This is a genomic window from Rhodococcus sp. NPDC076796 (assembly GCF_040702765.1).
Classification (GTDB): Bacteria; Actinomycetota; Actinomycetes; order Mycobacteriales; family Mycobacteriaceae; genus Rhodococcoides.
Genome location: NZ_JBFBMS010000002.1, coordinates 816,135 through 837,482, shown reverse-complemented (window position 1 = coordinate 837,482; position 21,348 = coordinate 816,135). Strand labels below are relative to the sequence as shown.

General features: G+C 65.7%; 10 protein-coding genes. 6 read left to right on the top strand and 4 right to left on the bottom strand.

The features are described 5' to 3' along the window. The first annotated feature begins 49 nt into the window (after nucleotides 1-49). The 6 genes from AB0366_RS09215 (at nucleotide 50) to AB0366_RS09190 (ending at nucleotide 11,502) form a co-directional block, all read left to right on the top strand. A complete protein-coding gene (locus AB0366_RS09215; protein ID WP_366243578.1) occupies nucleotides 50-598 on the top strand; it encodes a DUF732 domain-containing protein in 549 nt (182 codons plus the stop codon). A 12-nt stretch (nucleotides 599-610) separates the two neighbouring features. Beyond that, nucleotides 611-1,564, top strand: coding sequence for a cutinase family protein (locus AB0366_RS09210; protein WP_366243577.1), 954 nt, complete (start codon nucleotides 611-613; stop codon nucleotides 1,562-1,564). 207 nt (nucleotides 1,565-1,771) lie between these two features. After that, nucleotides 1,772-2,770: an LLM class F420-dependent oxidoreductase gene (locus tag AB0366_RS09205; protein WP_366243576.1), complete on the top strand. Its 999-nt coding sequence runs from the start codon at nucleotides 1,772-1,774 to the stop codon at nucleotides 2,768-2,770. Between the two features lie 181 nt (nucleotides 2,771-2,951). After that, complete coding sequence (fadD32, locus tag AB0366_RS09200) at nucleotides 2,952-4,850, top strand: long-chain-fatty-acid--AMP ligase FadD32 (RefSeq protein WP_366243575.1); 1,899 nt, start codon at nucleotides 2,952-2,954, stop codon at nucleotides 4,848-4,850. A 43-nt stretch (nucleotides 4,851-4,893) separates the two neighbouring features. Then, nucleotides 4,894-9,954, top strand: a complete 5,061-nt coding sequence (gene pks13, locus AB0366_RS09195) for a polyketide synthase Pks13 (protein ID WP_366243574.1) — start codon at nucleotides 4,894-4,896, stop codon at nucleotides 9,952-9,954. A gap of 3 nt (nucleotides 9,955-9,957) precedes the next feature. Then, nucleotides 9,958-11,502: an acyl-CoA carboxylase subunit beta gene (locus AB0366_RS09190; RefSeq protein WP_366243573.1), complete on the top strand. Its 1,545-nt coding sequence runs from the start codon at nucleotides 9,958-9,960 to the stop codon at nucleotides 11,500-11,502. Between the two features lie 163 nt (nucleotides 11,503-11,665). Here the strand turns inward: AB0366_RS09190 and AB0366_RS09185 are convergent, their stop codons facing one another. From AB0366_RS09185 to AB0366_RS09170, 4 genes are all read right to left on the bottom strand, one after another. Next, the gene (locus AB0366_RS09185) at nucleotides 11,666-12,637 is read right to left on the bottom strand and encodes a hypothetical protein (RefSeq protein WP_366243572.1); all 972 of its coding nucleotides are present in this window, start codon (nucleotides 12,635-12,637) and stop codon (nucleotides 11,666-11,668) included. Between the two features lie 330 nt (nucleotides 12,638-12,967). Continuing rightward, complete coding sequence (locus tag AB0366_RS09180; protein WP_366243847.1) at nucleotides 12,968-16,234, bottom strand: arabinosyltransferase domain-containing protein; 3,267 nt, start codon at nucleotides 16,232-16,234, stop codon at nucleotides 12,968-12,970. A gap of 127 nt (nucleotides 16,235-16,361) precedes the next feature. Further along, nucleotides 16,362-19,532: an arabinosyltransferase domain-containing protein gene (locus AB0366_RS09175; protein WP_366243571.1), complete on the bottom strand. Its 3,171-nt coding sequence runs from the start codon at nucleotides 19,530-19,532 to the stop codon at nucleotides 16,362-16,364. Between the two features lie 10 nt (nucleotides 19,533-19,542). Continuing rightward, nucleotides 19,543-21,312 carry a glycosyl transferase gene (locus AB0366_RS09170; protein ID WP_366243570.1) on the bottom strand — a complete coding sequence of 590 codons (1,770 nt, stop codon included), beginning with the start codon at nucleotides 21,310-21,312 and terminating at the stop codon, nucleotides 19,543-19,545. Nucleotides 21,313-21,348 lie beyond the last annotated feature (36 nt).

Here is a 21,348-nt window from a genome sequence, read left to right as displayed (position 1 = left end):
CGTGGCGGTACTCTCGCCTGCGAACCCGACGACCGAAGGATTTCGATCGATGACGCGTAATTCCCTCACCAGGACTCTGTCGCTCGGTGTGTTCGCCGTTGCGGCGAGTTCGATGCTGGTGGCCTGCGGGAGTGACGACTCGACGGCGACCGGAGCGCCGACGAGCACCACCTCGGCCGCCGAGACGACGACCGAGGCGAGTTCGACGACGTCGGCTGCCGAGACCACCACCACCGCTGCGCCGACCACGAGCCCGGGTGAGGCGGCCACCGCGCCGCCGGAGCAGCCTCAGCCCGTCCCGGACGATTTCCCGGGGCCGACGGAAAGTCAGATCGACGACCGCGGTCAGAGTTTCCTGGACGAGTTGAGAAATCAGGGCATCACCCCGGCGGGCAACGGCGACATCGCGGTCTCGACGGCCAATTACATCTGTGCCGCGCAGGCGCAGGGCGTCACGGCGGAGGAGATCTCGACCTTCGTCACGGCGAACGTCGGCGTCGAGGCCAGCGCCTCCGGAACCCAGATGAGCGAGACGCAGGCGCAGCAGGCGGCCCAGACCTACATCGCCGCCGCGCAGGCGACGTACTGCAGGCCGTAGAGATCCACGGTGATGGCCAAGCGTAAGCGCAGGATTCTTCCGGTGATCGCCGTTGCGGCGATCATCGGTCTGATCATCGTCGCCCTCTGGTACCTGCTTGCCGGACGGCTGCCGAAGGAACCGGGAATCCCGGTGCCTCCGGGCCCCGAGGAGCCGACGTCGCAGCCGGCCGATTGCCCCGACGTCCAGGTCATCGCCATCCCCGGTACCTGGGAGTCGTCGGCCACCGACGATCCGTACAACCCGACGGCCAATCCGGTGTCGTTGATGCTCAACGTCACTCGCCCGTTGCAGGAGCAGTTCCCCGGCTCGCGAGCGGACGTCTACACCGTGCCGTACGTGGCTCAGTTCTCGAATCCCATCGCTCTGCCGCCGGACGGCCAGGAGTCCTACAACAACAGCCGTACCGAGGGCAAAGCCGTCGCCGTGCAGAAGATGACCGACGTCAGTGCGCGCTGCCCGTTGACCAATTTCGTCCTCGCCGGTTTCTCGCAGGGTGCGGTGATCTCCGGTGACATCGCAGCGGAGATCGGATCGGGCAACGGTCCCATCTCCGCCGATCGCGTTCTCGGCGTCACCCTCATCGCCGACGGTCGACGCGACGGCGTCTCCGGTACCGATGTTCCGGCCCCGCTCGACGGCGTCGGTGCCGAGGTCGCTCTCGGCGGACTCGACCTGCCCGGCATCACGATGACGGGGCGTCGAGAAGGTGGCTTCGGTGCCCTCGACGACCGGACCAATCAGATCTGTGCTCCCGGCGACCTGATCTGTTCGTCACCGTCGGATGGATTGTCGCTCCGCAACATTCCGCAGAGCATCCAGATTCTGATCGGTGCTGCAGGCAACCCCGTTCATGCGTCGTACAACAGTTTCGTCGTCGATGGATCCGGTACGACAGCTACCCAGTGGACTGCTGCATGGGCTGCCGGACTGATCGAGAATGCCCCGACGCCCGCTCATTCGTGAGTGACCACGCTTTATAACGGAAACGTCACAACGGGACGTGCGGCGATCTATTGCCGGGCACAAACCTGAGTCGTGAAGCCCCCAGCCGGTGTGATCGACTCGGGCCAGCGGCTAGAGTGGCGCCTTGGACCTGCGCAGATCGGCTCCGGCCGGGCTGCTCTCGCCACCCGAAACAAGACCGCTGCACACTTGCGAGGAGAGCAATAGATGAGTTCCGCCGAGGCCGCGACCGCAGGGCCGCGCAAATTCCGATTCGCTGCAGGCGGAGAGGGAAACGCCGAGGAGGGCGGGGCTCGGAAGTTCATCAAGCTGGCGCAACAGGCCGAGGAACTGGGCTACGACAGCTTCATGATCCCCGACCACCTGGGCAACCAGGTCGGTCCCATCGCAGCACTCGGCGCGCTCGCCGTCGCCACCGACAAGATTCGGCTCGGCACTGCGGTCCTGGCCAACGGCTTCCGGCATCCCGCGGTGCTGGCCAAGGATGCGGCCACCATCGATGTGCTCTCGGGTGGACGGCTCGAACTCGGTCTCGGTGCCGGTTGGATGCGTGAGGAGTACGACAAGGCGGGAATCACGTACGACCGCCCTGGCGTGCGCATCGAGAAGCTGGAAGAGACCCTCGAAATTCTCGACGTGCTGTTGCGCGGTCAGGAATGCAACTTTCAGGGCAAGCACTACACGATCGCCGGACTCAAGGGCAGTCCCCGGCCACGCCAGGGGCCGCGTCCTCCCATCTGCATCGGCGGTGGCGGTCCGAAGATGCTCGCCCTGGCGGCAAAGCACGCCGACATCATCTCCGTGGTGCCGAGCACCTCGAAGGAGGGCAAGCTCATGCTCTCGGGCATGACCATCGAGAAGACCCTCGAGCGAGTCGAGCTCATTCGTGCAGCCGCGGGCGATCGGTTCGACGACATCGAACTGAACTGGGCCATCACCACGATCGTCGTCACCGACGACCGTGAGCAGATGGCCGAGATGGCGCTGGCGGCACTCGACAACGGCTACCCGCCGAACGTGGACGTCGACGTCAAGCTCACCGTCGAGGACATCCTGTCGTCTCCGTACCTCGCATTCGGGACATACGAGGAAATTGCCGATCAGATCCGTAACGTTCGCGCGCGGACGACGATGTCCTATGTCGGGGTTTTCCCCACTCAAATGGAAGCATTCGCGCCGGTTGTCGACTTGCTGAAAGGCGAGTGACGTAGGCGCGTGTCGGTACCATGTAGCTGGCCTTTCAAACCAGGTGCCAAACCGACACCGCAAGAGCTACCAGTAAGTAACATAAAACGCTGTTCGGTGTCCGTATGCACGTAGCCGGTCGTGCGGGCCCAGGTCACGCAGGCTGTGTGGCAGCGGATTCGTGTCGGAGGAGATTGAAGTAATGAGCCACACGTTCGATGATTTCATCGATGAGAACGGCCACATCACCATCGACGAAGGGCAGACGCTCGTCCGCCACGTCGAGGTGAACGTGGAAGAGAATTCCGACACGCTCGCGTACCGGTTCGTCGACTACTCCCGGGAACGTGACGGCGAAGCTCACGAGCTGACCTGGGCCGAGTTCGGTACTCGCCTCAAAGCTGTCGCGGCTCGCCTGCAGCAGGTCACCCAGCCCGGTGATCGAGTGGCCATCCTGGCGCCGCAGGGCCTCGAGTACGTCATCGGCTTCTTCGGAGCGATCTACGCGGGCACCATCGCGGTACCGCTGTTCGATCCCGACGAGCCCGGTCACACCGACCGCCTGCATGCCGTCCTCGGTGACTGCAAGCCGAGCGCCATCCTCACCGCGAGCAACTCGGCAGCAGGCGTGCGCGCGTTCTTCCGCGCGCTGCCCGCAGCGGAGCGTCCCCGGATCATCGCCGTCGACGCCGTCCCGGACAGCGTCGGCGAGACGTGGGTAGAGCCCAAGGCCGGGCTCGACGACATCGCGTACCTGCAGTACACGTCCGGTTCGACGCGGACCCCGGCCGGCGTCGAGATCACGCACCGCGCGGTGGGCGTCAACGCGCTGCAGATGGTCGACAGCATGGAGATCAACCACGACTCCCGCGGCGTCACCTGGCTGCCGATGTTCCACGACATGGGCCTGCTCACCGTCATCCTCCCGGCGCTCGGCGGCAAGTACATCACCATCATGAGCCCACGCGCCTTCGTGCAGCGGCCCTGGCGCTGGATCAAGGAACTCGCCGCGGTCTCCGACGGCGCAGGCACCTTCGCCGCAGCACCCAACTTCGCGTTCGAGCACGCCGCCCAGCGTGGTCTGCCGAAGAACGGCGAGAGCCTGGACCTGTCCAACGTCATCGGTCTGATCAACGGCAGTGAGCCCGTCACCACGTCGTCGATGAAGAAGTTCAACGACGCGTTCGGTCCCTACGGTCTGCCGAAGTCCGCGATCAAGCCGTCCTACGGCATGGCGGAGGCGACCCTGTTCGTCTCGACCAGCAAGCACGCCGACGAGGCCAAGGTCGTCTACGTCGACCGCGTCGAGCTCAACGCAGGCAACTTCGTCGTCGTCGCCCCCGACGCCCCCGGCGCGATCCCGCAGGTGTCCACCGGAACCGTCGCCCGCAGCCAGTGGGCCGCCATCGTCGATTCCGAGACCGCCACCGAGGTTGCCGACGAGCACGTCGGCGAGATCTGGTTGCACGGCGAGAACATCGGCAAGGGCTACTGGGGCCGCGACACCGAGACCTCGGAGACCTTCCACAACAAGCTCGTCCACCGCAACCCCGAGGGCTCGCACGCAGACGGCGCTCCCGAGGGCGGCAACTGGATGCGCACCGGCGACTTCGGCGTCTACCACGACGGCGAGCTCTACATCACCGGCCGCGTCAAGGACCTCGTCATCGTCGACGGCCGCAATCACTACCCGCAGGACCTCGAGTTCTCGGCTCAGGAAGCCAGCAAGGCGCTGCGTCCCGGCTTCGTCGCAGCCTTTGCCGTCCCGCTCAACCAGCTCCCGGACATCGTATTCGAGTTCAGTGGCGCAGCCCTGACCAAGGACTCCGACGACAGCTCCGAGCAGCTGGTCATCGTCGCCGAGCGCGCACCCGGCTCCGGCAAGGCAGACCCGGCTCCGATCGCCGACGATGTGCGTACCGCGGTCTCCGCACGGCACGGCGTCACCGTTCGAGACGTGCTGCTCGTCCCGGCCGGTTCCATTCCGCGTACGTCGAGCGGAAAGATCGCTCGACGCGCATGCAAGGCCGCGTACATCGAGGGCACTCTGCGCGGCGGTTACCAGCAGACGGCCTTCCCGGACGCAGAACTGCCCGACTGACGGACGCACCCTCCGTTTTTCCTCCGACACGACTTGGTGAGTAATGGCTGAACTAGAGACAGACAAAATCGAGCGCGTGGACGGCGGAGACCTCACGGTTGCGCAGCTGCGGGACTGGCTGCGCAACTGGGTTGCGGACGCGACCGGGCAACCGGCGTCGGCCATCTCCGACGACCGCCCGATGGAGGAATTCGGTCTGTCCTCTCGCGATGCCGTCGCACTGAGCGGCGAGATCGAGGAGCTGGTGGGGGTCACCCTGACCGCCACCGTCGTCTATCAGCACCCCACCATCGCCTCGCTGGCCAAGATCATCATCGAGGGCGAGCCGGACGAGCCTGTCGGCACCGTCGACGACGCGTTCTACACCAGCGGCGGGCATTCGGGCGACGCGCACGATGTCGCGATCGTCGGCCTGTCCTCCCGTTTCCCTGGCACCGGACAGACTCCGGAAGAGATGTGGTCGCTGCTGATCGAGGGCCGCGACGGCATCACCGATCTGCCCGAGGGCCGCTGGCAGGAATTCACCTCCGATCCCGTCATCGCTGCCGCGGTGGCCGCAACGGTGACCAAGGGCGGTTACCTCGACGACGTCAAGACCTTCGACGCCGAGTTCTTCGCGATGTCGCCCAACGAGGTCGTCAACGTCGATCCGCAGCAGCGGCTCGCGCTCGAACTGACCTGGGAAGCGTTGGAGCACGCGCACATTCCGGCCAGCTCGATCAAGGGCAGCCAGGTAGGCGTCTTCATCGGCAGCTCCTCCAACGACTACCAGCTCATCGCCGTCAGCGACCCGGCCGTGCACCCGTATGCGCTCACCGGCACGTCCACCGCCATCGTCGCCAACCGAGTGTCGTACTTCTACGACTTCCGCGGGCCGTCGATCGCCGTCGACACCGCGTGCTCGTCGTCGCTGGTCGCCGTGCACCAGGCAGTACGCAGTCTGCGTACCGGCGAATCCGATCTCGCCGTTGCCGGTGGCGTCAACATGCTGCTCGCGCCGCCCATCACCGTCGGATTCGGCCAGACGGGTGTGCTCGCGCCCGACGGCCGAATCAAGGCCTTCTCCTCCGACGCCAACGGGATGATCCGCTCCGAGGGCGGCGGACTGGTCGTGCTCAAGCGACTCGAGGACGCCGAACGCGACTGTGATCAGATACTCGCCGTCATCGCCGGATCCGCGATCAACCAGGACGGCCGCTCCAACGGACTGCTCGCGCCGAACCCGGACGCCCAGGCCGACGCGCTGCGATTCGCCTACCGCGACGCCGGTATCAACCCGTCGGGCGTGGACTACATCGAAGCGCACGGCACCGGAACCATTCTGGGCGACCCGATCGAGGCCGACGCTCTCGGTCGTGTGGTCGGTCGTGGCCGTGACGCAGACAAGCCGGCCCTGCTGGGATCGGCGAAGACCAACTTCGGACACCTCGAATCTGCAGCAGGCGCAGCAGGTTTGATCAAGGTCATCCTCGCGATGCAGCAGAACAAGCTCCCCGCCTCGCTGAACTACGTGGGCCCCAACCCGTACATCGACTTCGACAAGGCGCACCTGAAAGTCATCCCGGAGGCGACCGACTGGCCGCGCTACACCGGCAAGGCCGTCGCAGGCGTGTCCGGCTTCGGATTCGGTGGCACCAACGCGCACGTTGTCGTGCGCGAGTACGTCCCGGGTGAGACCGACGGCGCATTCGATCCGGCAGCCGTGGATCCCGAAGCCGTTCTGATCGAGGGCGTTACCGACGTGTCCGGTGCCGAACTGCCGATCGTGGCCGAGCCTGAGCCTGCTGTTTCGGAGGTCGAGGCCGCATCGTCTGACGCTGAAACCAGTTCGGAGACAGTGATTCTCGCTGTATCCGCGGCTCTGCCGTCGCGTCGCAAGCGGGCCGCCGGAGAGCTGGCCGACTGGCTCGAAACCGAAGAGGGCAGCACGACGCCTCTCGTCGACGTCGGCCGCACGTTGGCCCGCCGCAACCACGGGCGTTCGCGCGCAGTGGTTCTCGCATCCACCACGGCCGAGGCCATCGCCGGACTGCGGGCCATCGCCGCAGGCAAGCCGGGACCCGGTGTGTTCTCCGCGGATTCGCCCGCGTCCAACGGCGCAGTGTGGGTGTTCTCGGGCTTCGGTTCGCAGCACCGCAAGATGGCATCGCGGCTCTACCGCACCAACGCGGTGTTCGCCGCAGAGGTCGACAAGGTCGACGAGCTGCTCGTCGACGAGGCCGGCTACTCCATCCGCGAGATCATCCTCGACGACTCGCAGACCTACGAGTTCGAGAACTCCCAGGTGGGCATCTTCGTCATCCAGATCGCCTTGGCGGCAACGCTTCGCGCGCACGGTGCCGAGCCGTCGGCCGTCATCGGACACTCGATGGGCGAGGTCGCGGCCGCATACGTCGCCGGGGGCCTGAACCTCGAAGACGCAGTGCGCATCATCTACGCCCGCTCGCGACTGCTGGCCGAGGGCCAGGAGGGACTCGGAGCTGCATCGCAGGGTGCCATGGCTCTCGTCGAGTACACCCCGGACGAGGTCAAGACCCTCACCGACCAATTCCCCAACGTCGAACCCTGCGTCTACGCAGCACCGACGCACACCACCGTCGGAGGGCCACGCGCCGAGGTCGAGGCTCTCGTCGAGATGGCCGAAGCCGCAGGCAAGATGGCCCGCCTGCTCGACGTCAAGGGAGCCGGACACACCGCAGCCGTCGACGTGCTGCTCGGTGAGCTGGCCGCCGAACTGGCCGGAATCGAACCCGGCAAACTCACTGCCGGGGTCTACTCGTCGGTCGATCGTGAGGCGCACTATCGCGTCGGGCATGCGGCGATCCATGGCGTCGACTACTGGACCAAGGGAATGCGTCACCCGGTCTGGTTCACTCAGGCCGTCAATGTCGCTGTGGGAGACGGTCACACGACGTTCGTCGAGCTCGCTCCCAACCCCGTCGCGTTGATGTCGGTTGCCGCAACGGCATGGGCTGCAGGCGTCGCCGACTCGACTCTGATTCCGACGCTCAAGCGCAAGGAAGACGAGTCCGAGACCTTCCTCGCTGCTCTGGCGCAGCTGTACGTTCACGGTCACGCACTGGAACTGGCAACGCTGTTCGAGTCGGGCCCGTACGCCGACATCCCGCGAACTGCCTACCTGCGCAAGGAGTTCTGGCTCAACTCGCAGGTCAGCTCCAGCGGCAACGCGCGAGTTCCCGGTGCACGCGTGGCATTGCCGGACGGCCGCCACGTGTGGGAGGTCCAGGCCTCGGCCGTTGCCGGTTTCGATGCACTGGTCACCGCTGCTGCATCGCAGGTGTTCTCCGATGTCGCACTGGGTGTTTCGGTCTCCCACGCCGGCGTGCCGAAGGTGGGCACGGTCGTCACCACGCTGACTTCGCATCTCGGTGGCGCGTCGATTCAGGTGCACGCGCACGAGGGCTCTGCGTTCACGCTGCTGCACGAGGCCGTCGTCACCTCGGGCGATGTGCGTCCGGAACCCGTTGTGGCCGTTGAGCAGCAGAGTTCGTCGCCGATGGAAGAGCTGCCGGAGGTCGTCGAGACGTTCGGTGATCGCTGGGATCCCAACGGCAACCAGAAGCTCGAAGACCGATTGGCCATCATCGTCGCGGAGTCCATGGGCTACGCGCCCGAGGACCTGCCGCCCGAGGTTCCGCTGATCGAGCTGGGTCTCGATTCGCTCAGCGCCGTGCGCATCAAGAATCGGGTCGAGTACGAATTCGACATTCCCACAGTGCAATTGCAGGCCGTGCGCGACGCGAACCTGCGTGAGGTGGAGAAGTACCTGCGTTACGCGATCGAGAACCGCGACGAGGTGCAGGCACTGGCCGACAAGCAGGCGGCGGAGAAGGCGGCCGAGCAAGCAGCCGAGAACGGCGCAGTTGCTCGCGAAGAGGCTCTGGACACCGCCATCGCAACACCGGAAGCAACGGTTCCGAGCGCCGAGTATCAGCCTGCTCCGGCCACAGCTGCCGCGGCGCAGACCGACCTGGGCGGCAAGGAAGCATTTGCCGAGGCCGCCGGGTCCGACGTGCCTCCGCGTGACAACGCCGAGCGGATGACGTTCGCGACATGGGCTGTGGTGACGAAGGAATCGGCCAAGGGCATCTTCAACACCCTGCCGATCCTCGACGACGAGACGGCCGAGAAGTTGGCCGCTCGTCTGACCGAGCGGGCAGGCGGCGAGATCACCTTCGACGATGTCCTGGACTCGGAGACCATCGAGCAGCTCGCCGACAAGGTTCGCCCGCACCTCGAGGACGGTGAGATCGACGGGGTCGTACGCAACCTGCGTGCCCGTTCCGAAGGTTCCACCGCCACACCGGTGTTCGCGTTCCACTCGGCCGGTAGCTCCACCGTCGCCTACGAGCCGCTGCTGCGGAAGCTGCCTGCCGGCACGCCGATGTACGGACTCGAGCGCGTCGAAGGACCCATCGCCGTACGAGCCGCCGAATACGTGCCGCTGATCAAGGCGATTCAGCCCGAAGGACCGTACGTGTTCGTCGGCTGGTCGCTCGGCGGCATCCTCGCCTACGAGGTGGCGCGTCAGATGGAGGAAGAGGGCATCGAGGTCGCCTACGTCGGGCTGCTCGACACCGTCATGCCCGGTACGCAGATCCCGGACACCAAGGACGAGGTGCGCAAGCGCTGGGAGCGGTACGCGGCGTTCGCGAAGAAGACGTACAACGTCGATTACCCGATTCCCTACGACAAGCTGGTCGACTCGGACGACGAGGGGCAGATCCGCATCATCACCGATCTGGTGAAGCTCAGCGGAGCGAAGATCCCCGGCGGCATCATCGAGCACCAGCGCACGTCGTGGCTCGACAACCGGGCCATCCAGACGGCCGAGCTCAAGAAGTACGGCGGCCACGTGACGCTGTACCTGGCCGACAAGTACCACGACGACGCGATCGCTCTCGAGCCCGCATACGCCACCCGCGAAGACCACGGTGGCTGGGGACCGGTGGTCGAGGACCTCGAGATCGTGTACGTCGGAGGCGATCACCTCGCCGTCGTCGACGAGCCGTACATTGGAAAAATTGCGGCCCATTTGTCGAAAACGCTCGAGAACATCGAGTCTGCAAGAACCGGAGCGTAGATCTTGAGTGGCACCACTGCGGAGAAGCTGGCCGAACTACGGACGAAGCTAGAACAGGCCAAGGAACCGGCCGGCGAGATCGGCGTAGCGAAGCGGGCGAAGAAGGGCATCCCCAGTGCCCGCGATCGCGTCAAGTCGTTGCTCGATCCCGGTAGCTTCGTCGAGATCGGCGCACTGGTGAAGGCCCCGAACGACCCGGCCGCTCTCTACAGCGACGGCGTCGTCACCGGCCACGGAACCGTCGACGGTCGTCCGATCGCGGTGTTCTCGCACGATCAGACGGTGTTCGGCGGAACCGTCGGCGAGATGTTCGGTCGCAAGGTCGCCGGAATCATGGACTTCGCGATCAAGATGGGTTGCCCGGTCGTCGGCATCAACGACTCCGGTGGAGCTCGTGTGCAGGACGCGGTGACGTCCCTGGCCTGGTACGCCGAGCTGGGTCGACGCCACGAGGCGTTGTCCGGCCTGTGCCCGCAGATCTCCCTGATCCTCGGAAAGTGCGCCGGCGGTGCGGTGTACGCGCCCATCAACACCGACATCGTGGTCGCCACCGAAGAGGCGTACATGTTCGTCACCGGCCCGGACATCATCAAATCCGTCACCGGTGAGGACGTCAGCCTCGACGAACTGGGTAGTGCGCGGGTCCAGGCCATCAACGGCAACGTGCACCACGTGGCTGCCGACGAGAAGGCCGCTTTCGAGTGGATCCGGAACTACCTGAGCTACATGCCGTCGAGCTGCCAGGAAGAGTCGCCGGTGATCAACCCGGGGCTGGAGCCGGAGATCACCGAATCCGATCGCAAGCTCGACTCGTTCATGCCCGACGCCGACAACGCCGGATACGACATGCACGACATCATCCTGCGAATCTTCGACGACGGTGAATTCCACGAACTGTCGGGCCAGACGGCACCGAACGTCATCACCGGCTTCGCCCGCGTCGACGGCCGGCCGGTCGGCATCGTCGGCAATCAGCCGATGCACCTGTCCGGGGCGCTCGACGCCAAGGCCGCGGACAAATGCGCCAGGTTCATCCGCCTCAGCGACGCGTACAACATTCCGATCATCTTCCTCGTCGACACACCCGGCTTCCTGCCCGGCGTCGACCAGGAGACCCTCGGCGTCATCCATCGCGGTGGCCGCTTCATCTTCTCCTTCGTCGAGGCGACGGTGCCGAAACTGACTGTGGTGATTCGTAAGTCGTACGGCGGTGGATATGCGGTGATGGGCTCGAAGCAGCTCGGATCCGACATCAACCTCGCCTGGCCGACCGCTCGCATCGCCGTCATGGGTGCCGAAGGTGCTATCAACATCATGAGTCGCAAACAACTCGCCGAGGCCGGAGAGAACGCACCGGCCCTGCGCAAGCAGCTCATCAACTTCTACAACGAACATGTGGCAACGCCCTGGATCGCCGCCGAACGTGGTTACATCGACGCGGTCATCGAGCCCTCGCAAACGCGCCTCGAAATTCGTAAGGCCCTGCACATCCTGAAAGACAAGGAAGTGCACAAGAGTCCACGTAAGCACTCGTTGCTCCCGATCTAGCCAGACCGAGGTGGGGCGGTCCTTCGTCCGCGGGGGGTCGCTCCGCTCCCGTTCGCGTCAATGGACCACTGCACCGGTCAGACGTATGCGGTGGTTCATTCACTTGGGGCCGGCGTCGGCGTCGATGGACCACTGCATCGGTCAGACGTATGCGGTGGTTCATTCACGCGCCGGCACCGGTAGATTCACGTGGAACCATCACCACATCCGGTCGAGGTCTGGCGAGAGCATGGTGGTAATTCATCCGTAAGTCGTCGAGCACCTGTGTCGGCCGATCGCGGATGTCTTGCGGTGAATGGGATACGACGATCAGTCCGTGGGCCTGCATTCGGTTGCGTCGAGCTTGTGTCCGCTGGTAGTCGGCCGGTGATAGATGATGAGTCACGGAATCGATTTCACGTGCCAGCGCCACGGCGTCGATCCACCCGTCGGTATTGGCGATGAACTCTCCGCTTCGGGCGTAGATGTCGCAGTTGTGTGTCATCGCAGGCAGCCCGCTGGTTCGGTACAGGCGCTGGTCTTCGAGTTCTGCCACCGAGTGCGCGTTGTCCCGCAACTCGAGAAGTACACGGCGGGTGAGCGCGCTGTAGCGGCGCGGACCTTCGGCCAATTCGGTGGCGATTTCGTCAATGGACACGCCGCCCCGTTGGAGCACCTCGGTCAGCAGGGCGACGCACCGTGCCTCGGACTTCGCGGCCCGCGTGGCGTCGACCAGTGAACGCACCAGAGGAGCAACTCGAATGCTGCCCTTAGTGATCGGCTCGGGAAGACGCCACGTCCGCTCTGCTCGGACGAAAGACACCGATGCCCGACGCATTTCCGCGGGCAACAGCAGATGAACCTCCCCGGCGGATCCGTTGGTCCCGTATCCGAACGAATCGAGTCCGACGCAGCCGGTGATCATGCTCGTCGGTCCGCCGTATGCGAGGGCCGCGGCTGAGCGCTCGAGCGTCGAGGGATGACCGTTGCGCAGCAGTACGACACCCGGCAGCAACCGCTGCCACGGACCGCCGGTCGCGCATCTGCTGTCGATCGCTGCGTCACTCACGCCCGCCTCGCGAAGCTGCCGGCGCGTCACGACGCCGGTCGAGCTCAGATCGAACAATGAACCTGCGTTCCACAATCGTCTTTTCATGCCCGAAGAGTGGAATTCGGCACCGACACGTTCGTCGCGTTCAGGCGCTGTCGCGGGTTATCTGTGGATAGCCGACCAGGCTGTGAATGGATTGGTTGAGGCCGGTCGTGAGCCGGACGACGCTGTCGGAGTTGGATGATAGGGCCGGCCAGTGGAGTCGGATGGCGCGATGGCGTCCGCGGTCCCTGCCCCACCGGAAGGTGAATGGACCATTGACGCGCTCAGACGTATGCAAAGGTCCATTGACCCACAACAGGCCGAAACGTGAATGGACCCTTGCACGGTCGAGACGTGTGCAAGGGTCCATTGACGCGGGCGGGCGGGTGAGGGTCAGTCCTCGAATACTCGCAGTTGTCCGTCTTTGTACCAACCCGATCGGGTGACGTCTGCGGTCTCGAGTTCAGCGGGTACGGCGCTGGGGTAGTACTGCTCATAGCGCTCCAGAGAACCCCAGTCCCTGGCCCAGTCGTTGTCGAGGTAGGTGGGGACGGTGACGGGCTTGGCAAGTAGTTCGGACCAGCCCAGGGGGCCGCCGTTCTCGCCGGATTGCCAGGTGTCGGTGGAGCTGACGGCGAGTGGGCGGTCGGGGAGGATGCGGTATCCGGGTACCTCGGCGACGCCGTTTCGGTGGTCGAAGGGGCGTTGGCACGGGAATTGCAGTCCGACGGCCCAGTCGAGCAGCACGGGCTGATCGCTGCCGATGAGGGTGTTCAGATTTTCCATCACGGGCACCCGGGGCGGGGTGAACGCGAGCCATTGGTCGCCGGTGAGGTTGGGGTCGTTGGCGACGATGCGGACGGCGTCGGCGTCGGGTGCGATGTCGGCCAACGGGATTCGGAGATTACGCCACGACGGTGCGGGTCCGATGTCGCGCGGCAGGTAGGTGCCCTGTGCCTGGACGCTTCCGTCGGCCTGGCGCTTGCCGTATTCGAGCAGTAGGGACTGTCCGTAGGTGAGGGCTCCGGTGTCGTCGTAGGACCAGATGCGTCCGGCTGCGGAGAAGACGACCAGGGGAGCGTCGTCGCTGCGGGCGGGTAGTTGGTACCAGCTCGATGTCGCCTCCGCGGGCTCCTGGACGCCCTCCTGGTAGGAGCCGAGGACGGGCGTGGTGGCCGGGTCGAGTCCGAAGGGCAGGGCGGCGGAGGAGCCGTTGACGCCTACTGCGCCGGTGCCTCCTGCGGTTCCGGAGCTCTGACCTTCCTCGAAGGCGGGTCCGACAGACTGTTGGTCGGTATTGCCTTGTCCTGGTTTGACTTCCACGGCGTCGGCGCTGAGGTCGCTGGGAACGCCGTTGGCGGTGAAGTTGCGCAGTGTGCTGCTCGATCCGCCGAGGGGTCCTGCGACGGGGTCGAACTCCTCGGGCAGCGGGCTCAGCACACCTGCGTTGGGGTTCGATTCGACGAGGACGTCGTTGGCGAGTCCGCACGAATTGCCCAGCACCGATTGCACATTCGAGCGTGCCAGCGAGTAGGCGGGGTATTGCGAGACGGCTCCCTTGACGAGCGAGAGCACCTCGAAGAGCACCATGATTCCGGCGATGACGGTCAGTGGTGCGGCAGCGAACTTGCGGATGCGTTTGCCGCGCGCAGATGTCGGTTTGGGTTGTGGGGGAGCGTATCCCTCGCGTAGGTACTGGAACGCGGCGACGGCGAGGACGAGTCCGAAGAGGATGAGGAACAGGGTTCCCGATTCGTTGCCACCCAGCGACACCGTCTTGTCGAACCACGGCACGCCGTAGCTCGAGACGTACCAGTAGCCGTTGATGCCCGAGAACGACAGTGCGAGAACGAACATCAGTCCGGCGGCGAACAGTGATCGGTTGCGACGCGAGCGCAGGGCACTGGCCGAGACGGCGACGGCCGTCAGCGCGGCCAGACCACCGGCGATTCCAGCGTAGGAACCGAAGTGGTGAGTCCACTTGGTGGGGTTGAACATCATGAAGAAGATGGTGCCGAGCACGACGCCGAGCAGGCGCCAGGCCGGCCCGTTCGCGATGCCGGGGATGCGTCGGCGACGCAGCAGCACGAACAGTGTGGTGAACAGGCACAGGATCATCGTCAGGAAGGCGAAGCGACGCGCGACCGAGCCGTCGACGGTTTGGACGAAGAGGTAGTAGTAGCGCAGGAAGTCCTGGTACCAGGCCTCGTTGGGGCCGATGATGGTGCGGACTCGGGTGGACTCGATGACCGTCGCGTACGTCTGGTCGGCGAAGACGACGACGAGGACCAGTACGCCTGCTGCGGCCAACGGTGCCAGCATCGCGAGGGTGCCGACTTGGCGGTGGCGTCGGACGACGATGCGTGCGATGGGCCGAGCTCCGGCGAGAAGCGCTGCCACACACATCAATCCAGTGGGAGCTGCGGCGAGGGTGAAGGCTCCGATCAGACATGCTGCGGCTGCGGGGAGCAGTCGGCCGGTGGCGATGGATCGTTCCACCGAGCACCAGGTGAGCAGTGCTCCGAGGGCGACGATCGGTTCGGGACGCAGACCGTTGTTGTACGGCAGCCAGAACGCGAGGAACACCAGTCCGCCGGTCCACAGGGCGACGTTGGATTTGCGTACGGCGCGGCCGAGGCGGGGCACCACCTCACGGCTGATCACCATCCAGCACAGGACGCCTGCGATGAGGGCGGGTAGGCGCATCCACGGGCTGGCGGTCGAGATCTTGGCGAAGACGGCGAGTACGTCGTAGTACCAGCCGAACGGGGCCTCGGGGACGCCGAACCAGCGGAAGTAGTTGGCCATGTAGCCGGAGTGGTCGGCGGCGCGGGCCATCGTGAGCAGGTAGCCGTCGTCGGAGGTGTTCGCGCCGACGAAGTGCCAACCGACCAGAACGCCGACGACGGTGACGTCGACGCCGGTGAACTTCCACCAGTGGGAGGGGAAGAAGCGGCGGTGCGCGCGACCGTCGGTGCCATCGAGCCGACCGAGTGCGCCGATGGCCAGCAGGGTGCAGGCGATCGCCAGAATCATGATCAGGGACTTGAGCAGCGTCGGCGACGACGAGAAGCGGGAGTCGACGTCGACGGTGACGGACATGTCGGCCGGAGCCGCGCCGCTGAGATCGCTGAAGATGCCGACGACCTGGGGGCGTAGGTCGCCGTCGAGACGGCCCTGGATCGGTTGGCCGTCGTCGTCGGTCAGCCCGGTGAATGCCGCGGAGGTGTACTGGTCGTTCGAGGTGATCTCGATGGCCGCGCAGCGGGTGCTCTCGACGTCGGCGCGAGGTGCCGTCGCGACGACTACGTTGCGGTCGAGAACGTCGACGTTCGATTCGCCGACGCGAACGAACAGACTGTTCAGTGCCGCGCCCTCACCCTGCGGGGGTGCCGTCGCCAGCAGCAACCCGCCCGACGCGGGGAGTTCTGCGACGGCAGAGCACGGGAGGGTCGCAGTGAGGCTCAGGGGTGCCTGGGACACCAGCGGGGCGTCCACGTCTTGCAGGAGGCCGTTCTGCGGCCATTCGATGGTCGCCGTGGTCTGAGTGACGGGTGCGAACGGAGTGATCAGCGCGAACAGCACACCGAGAACGCCGGCCACGATGGCGATCAGCCGGGGAACCCGTACCTGAGCACGAAGTTCGTCCGACGCTCGCAGTGGAGCGGGAACGGGTGGACCAGCTGATGAATCTGTCACGACGTCGGGCACGAGAGTCGATGTTATGCGAGCGTGACGAAGAGGTCACACAGGCACCGTCCCCGGGAATAATTACAGAACCAGGGAATCAGTCGGTTTTCATCGGTCCGTCGCTGGCCAATCCGGACCGAGACTGCTGCTCGACGGCGATCTCGGCGGTCGCCGCGTCAGGATCGAGTGGCATGTATCTCTCGATCGATCCCCAGTCTCGGGAGTAGTCGTCGGCGAGATACGACGGCAGTGTCTCCGCACCGAGCAGCAGCTCGGTCCAGCCGAGCGGGCCGCCGCCGATCGAGTCCTGCCAGGCGTTGGTGGATTCGGCACCGGTGCGGTCGGGCAGGATGCGGTACTTCGGTACCTCGGCGACGCCGTCGCGATGATCGAACGGGCGCTGGCACGGAAACGCGAGTCCGACGGCCCAGTCCAGCAACACCGGGTCGGTCGATCCGACCAGCGAGTTCAGCGTCTGCGTCTTCGGGACGCGCGGCGGGGTGACGGCGAGCCATTGATCGCCGGCCAGGTCGTTGTCCTCGGCGACGATGCGCACGACGTCCGCGTCGGCAGGCAGGTCGTTCATCGGGACCCGCAGGTTGCGCCACGACGGCGACGGACCGATGTCGAGCGGGGTGATGCGTCCCAGTGCCTGAACGTCGTCGCCGTCGCGGCGTCCGTATTCCAGTTCGACGCGTTGGCCCGGGGTGACGATGCCGTCCTTGTCCACCGAGCGGATGCGGCCTGCGGCGGCGATGGCGATCAGGTCGCCTTCCCCCGGCAATGCGTACCAACCGGAGGTCAGCGACGCAGGCTCGGTGGCTCCGAAGCTGCCCAGCACCGGAGTGGTGGCAGGATTCAAGCCGAACGGCAGAGCGACTGTGCTGCCGTTGATTCCGACGTTCTCGTTGGTTCCGCCGGAGGTGCCCGCGGAGTTCGACGAGGTGGCCGCCGCGCTCTGTTCGGAGTCCTCGGGTCGGATGGAGTTGGCGCTGCCCTGGGCGGTGTCCTCGGAGTCTGCGGTCAGATCCTGGGCGACGCCGTCGGGGGTGAATCCGGTACTCCCACCGGCACCCAGTGCGTCGGCCGCTGGATCGATCGGTTGCAGGACCGAGCCGTTGACGTCGGTTTCCACCTGTACGTCGCCGGCGAGTCCGCACGAGTTTCCGGCGAGGGCGGAGAAGTTCGATCGAGCGATGGAGTACGCCGGGTACTGCGCCACAGCGCCTTTGACGAACGAGAGCACCTCGAAGGCGACGACACCGCCGGCGACGATGGTCAGCGCGGACGGCGCGAAGCGTCGACGCGTGCTGGGTTCTTTTCTGCGATAAGGCAATCGGACGTGCTGATAGGCCGCGTAGAGCAGCGTCAGAACCGTCAGGCCGAGCAGGATCGTCGAAAAGCCCTTTCCGGCAATGGACGGCGGTTTGTCGAACCATGGAATTCCGTAGCTCGAGACGTACCACCACCCGTTGGAGCTGGTGAATGCCACCGCCGTCAGGAACAGCACGGCGGCGGTGAACAGTGTTCTGTTGCGCGGAGAACGGACGGTCGCCGCGGTGACGGCCACGGCAGCCAGTGCGGCCAACGATGCCGCGAGACCCGCGTACACACCGAAGTGGTGGGTCCACTTGGTGGGTGTGAACATCATCAAAGCCAGTGCGCCCAGGATGATTCCGAGGATCCGACGCGACGGCCCGGTGGCGGTCCCGGGGATGCGTCCGTTCTTGCGGAGCATCACCGCGATACACACGACGATGCACAGCAGCATCGCGAACATGCCGAATCGTCGGGCGAGCGAGCCGTCGGGCGAGATCGTCATCAATGCATCCCAGCGGACGCGTTCTTCGAACCACGGCACGTTCGGTCCGATGGCCGAGCGCACCCGGGTCGCCTCGAGGACGGTGCTCAGAGTCTGGTCGGCGAAGATCGCGATCAGCACCGCCAGTCCCGACGCGACCAGCGGCGCGAGAACGGCGAGCAGCCCCACCTGGAGAGCACGCTTGACCACGATCATCACCAGCGGGCGGAGGCCGGCGAGCAGGGCGGCGACGGCGATCAACCCGGTGGGTCCGGCGGCGAGGGAGAAAGCGGCGATCAGGGTGCCGATGGCGGCGGGCAGCAGTCGTCCGGTGGCGATGGCGCGTTCGATCGAGCACCACGTGAGCAGTGCGCCGAGGGCGATGATCGGTTCGGGGCGCAGTCCGTTGTCGTAGGGCAGCCAGAAGGCGAGGAACACCAATCCTGCGGTCCACAGTGCGACCCGGTTGGTCAGTACCGCGCGACCGAGGCGGGGGATGACCTCGCGGCTGATCACCAGCCAGCACAGCAGGGCCGCGATCGTGGCGGGCAGGCGCATCCAGATGCTGGCGGTGCTGACCTTGGCGAGGGCGGCGAGCATGTCGTAGTACGGCATGCCGAACGGCGCTTCCGGGACGCCGAACCAGCGGAAGTAGTTGGCCATGTAGCCGGCGTTCTCGGAGACGCGGGCCATGTTGAGCAGGTAGCCGTCGTCGGAGGTGTTCGCGCCGATGAAGTGCCACAGCACCAGCACGCCCACCACGACGGCGTCGACGCCGGTGATCGACTTCCAGCGCGAGGGGAGGAATCGGCGGTGGCGTCGACCGTCCATGCTGTCGAGGCGATGGAGCGCGAACAGGGATGCGATCACAGCGAGTGCGCCGACGATCATGGCCAGCAACTTGAATGTGGTGGGGCTCGAGGAGTAGCGCGAGTCGATGTCTGCGCGCACGTTCAGGCCGTCGACCGGTGCGGTGAGGTCGGTGTAGATGCCGACGACCTGCGGGCGGATGTCGCCGTCCACGGTGCTTGGCTCGCCGTCGAGGTCGACGACGGTGCTGGAGGCGTTCGAGGACACCGTCAGTGCGCAGTTCTCGGACAGCTCGGAAACGGGAGCCTCGGCGAGGACGCGCTCACGCAGCAGAACCTGCAGTCGGCCGTCGTCGACCCGCACGATCAGTGCCTTCTGCTCGGTCTTCGCAGCGGCGATGGGCGCGGTGGAAATCAGTGTGCCGCCGTCGGTGAGAGCAGTGGCCGCGCTGCATGGAACAGTCGCCTCGAAGTCGACGGGCGAGTAGCTCACCAGCGGGGCGTTGACGCTGCCGAACGAGCTCTGCGGCCACGAGAGGGTGGCAACGTCCTGTTGAACCGGCAGCAGGGGAGTCGCGATGGCGAGAATCGCACCGATGATGCCGGTGACGATCGCTATCAGCCGGGAGGTCTTGAGGTTCGGAGCGGTCTCGGGCACGCCGACGATGCTATGGGACGAGCGTCCGCACATCCCACACCCACACGCCGCCGGTGTATCGAGGCTCGACACCGACGAGGTCGGTGACGGTGGTGCGCAGTGCGATGGTGTTCTTGCTCGGCGGCAGCACCACCACGTCGGCCTCCCAGAAAGCCATGTCCTGCGCTGCCTGACTGCGCTGATCCGCGGTGATCTCGGGGACGCTGCCCGAGTCGTAGACCGAGCCGAGCAGCAGTGCGGTGGGCCGGTCGACGGCTCCGTACTTGGCGACCTTGTCTTCCTTGTCGCTCGGCCCGACGAAGTATCCGGCGGCGAGCTTGAAGCCCATGTCGGCGTCCATCTGCCAGCGCAGCGGGCGGGCGTCCTCGGGTCGCGGAAGGGGAACGGTGACGACGGAACCGTCGTCGACGTAGTTCTTCCACTCACCGTCGGCGAAGAACTGCGGGGTCGGAGACTTGTCGACGGTGACCAGCGGCGTCGGGATCAGGGGTACGAGCGCGAGGGCGAGTCCGGCGATCCAGAACGCAGGCAGCGGACGTAGTCCGTTGCGGAACGTTCGATCGGTGGCCAGAACGAGCAGCAGGGCCAGGGCAGGCACCGCGCCCAACGCGAAGCGGGTCTCGAGCACGGATTCGACGAGGGGGTACTCGGCGAGCTTCGTCCACGGCAGCGTGATGCCGGTGTCGTTCTTGCCGATCACCAGCGTTGCGCCGAGCGAGAGCACGCTCATGACGATCGCGGTGGCCGCGGCGGCACGGGCACACGCGACTCGCCACATCCACACCGCTGCAATCAGGCACAGCACCAGCAGCGGCCAGCCGAAGTACGCGTTCTCCTCGGTGGCGTTGATACGGACGTTCTGCCCCGGCGTCGCCTCGCCGCCGAGGGATTGCGTCGGGAACTGGAACAGCGCTTTGGCGTCGTTGCCCATCGGCCCGTGTTCGAGGAACGAGTACGACTGCGGGCCGAAGAACTGCCACCACAGCGGAAACGCCACGAGCGTCAACGCGATACCGGCCGACACTGCGAGTCGGGGAACGGCGTTGCGGACGGCGGGCCACAGCGAACGCGGGCGCGACACGTAGTAGACGACGGCGAAGATGCCGAACGACATCGCGAAAATCAGCAGCGGTTCTTCGCCGAGCAGGATCTGCAGCGCGACGATCAGGCCGAGTCCGACGGTGTTCTTGGTGGTTCCGCCGCCGCGTGCGATGCGGGTGACCAGCATCGCGATGACGGGGAGCAGGAACAGCACCACGAAGTTGGGGTGGCCGTTGGCGTGCGAGATCGCGCCGGGGGCGAAGCCGCACAGTGCACCGCCCATGGCCGCGGCACCCTTGGACGCATTGAGCTGGCGGGAGAACAGCCAGTACCACGCGAACGATGTGCCGGCGAGGCCGATGGTGAGGGCAATTGCCCAGGTCACCGTGGGTCCGAAAAGCAACGTGATGGGGGCCAGCGGAATGGAGATGCCGAACATCGCCGTGTTCGCCATCAGATTGACCCCGAGCGGGTAATTCTGCAGGTCACTGGCCAACGGGTTGCTCAGTGAAGCAACCGAATGAGCGGCGACGGAAAAGAACCACTCCCACATCGTCTGGTCCTGGCCGCTGTTGTAGAGGTAGCCGCCACCCAGATTGCGCCATTGACCCTGCAGGACGTAGACCGCAGCGACAAGGAACCCGACCGCCGCAACGACGTCACCACGTCCGACGCCGGAGTGCCGAGCCGGTGCCGTTGTCGGCTGCCGCTCGAGAACTCTCTGGTCGTGGGTGGTCATCGCGTCGAGGTTACAGAAAGATCACGGTGGGCGAAA

What these genes read in the sequence shown, in the direction of transcription:
- AB0366_RS09210 (WP_366243577.1), top strand. Translation starts at nt 611, where the DNA reads ATGGCCAAGCGTAAGCGCAGGATTCTTCCGGTGATCGCCGTTGCGGCG.
- pks13 (WP_366243574.1), top strand. Translation starts at nt 4,894, where the DNA reads ATGGCTGAACTAGAGACAGACAAAATCGAGCGCGTGGACGGCGGAGAC.
- AB0366_RS09185 (WP_366243572.1), bottom strand. Translation starts at nt 12,637, where the DNA reads ATGAAAAGACGATTGTGGAACGCAGGTTCATTGTTCGATCTGAGCTCG.
- AB0366_RS09170 (WP_366243570.1), bottom strand. Translation starts at nt 21,312, where the DNA reads ATGACCACCCACGACCAGAGAGTTCTCGAGCGGCAGCCGACAACGGCA.
- AB0366_RS09215 (WP_366243578.1), top strand. Translation starts at nt 50, where the DNA reads ATGACGCGTAATTCCCTCACCAGGACTCTGTCGCTCGGTGTGTTCGCC.
- fadD32 (WP_366243575.1), top strand. Translation starts at nt 2,952, where the DNA reads ATGAGCCACACGTTCGATGATTTCATCGATGAGAACGGCCACATCACC.
- AB0366_RS09205 (WP_366243576.1), top strand. Translation starts at nt 1,772, where the DNA reads ATGAGTTCCGCCGAGGCCGCGACCGCAGGGCCGCGCAAATTCCGATTC.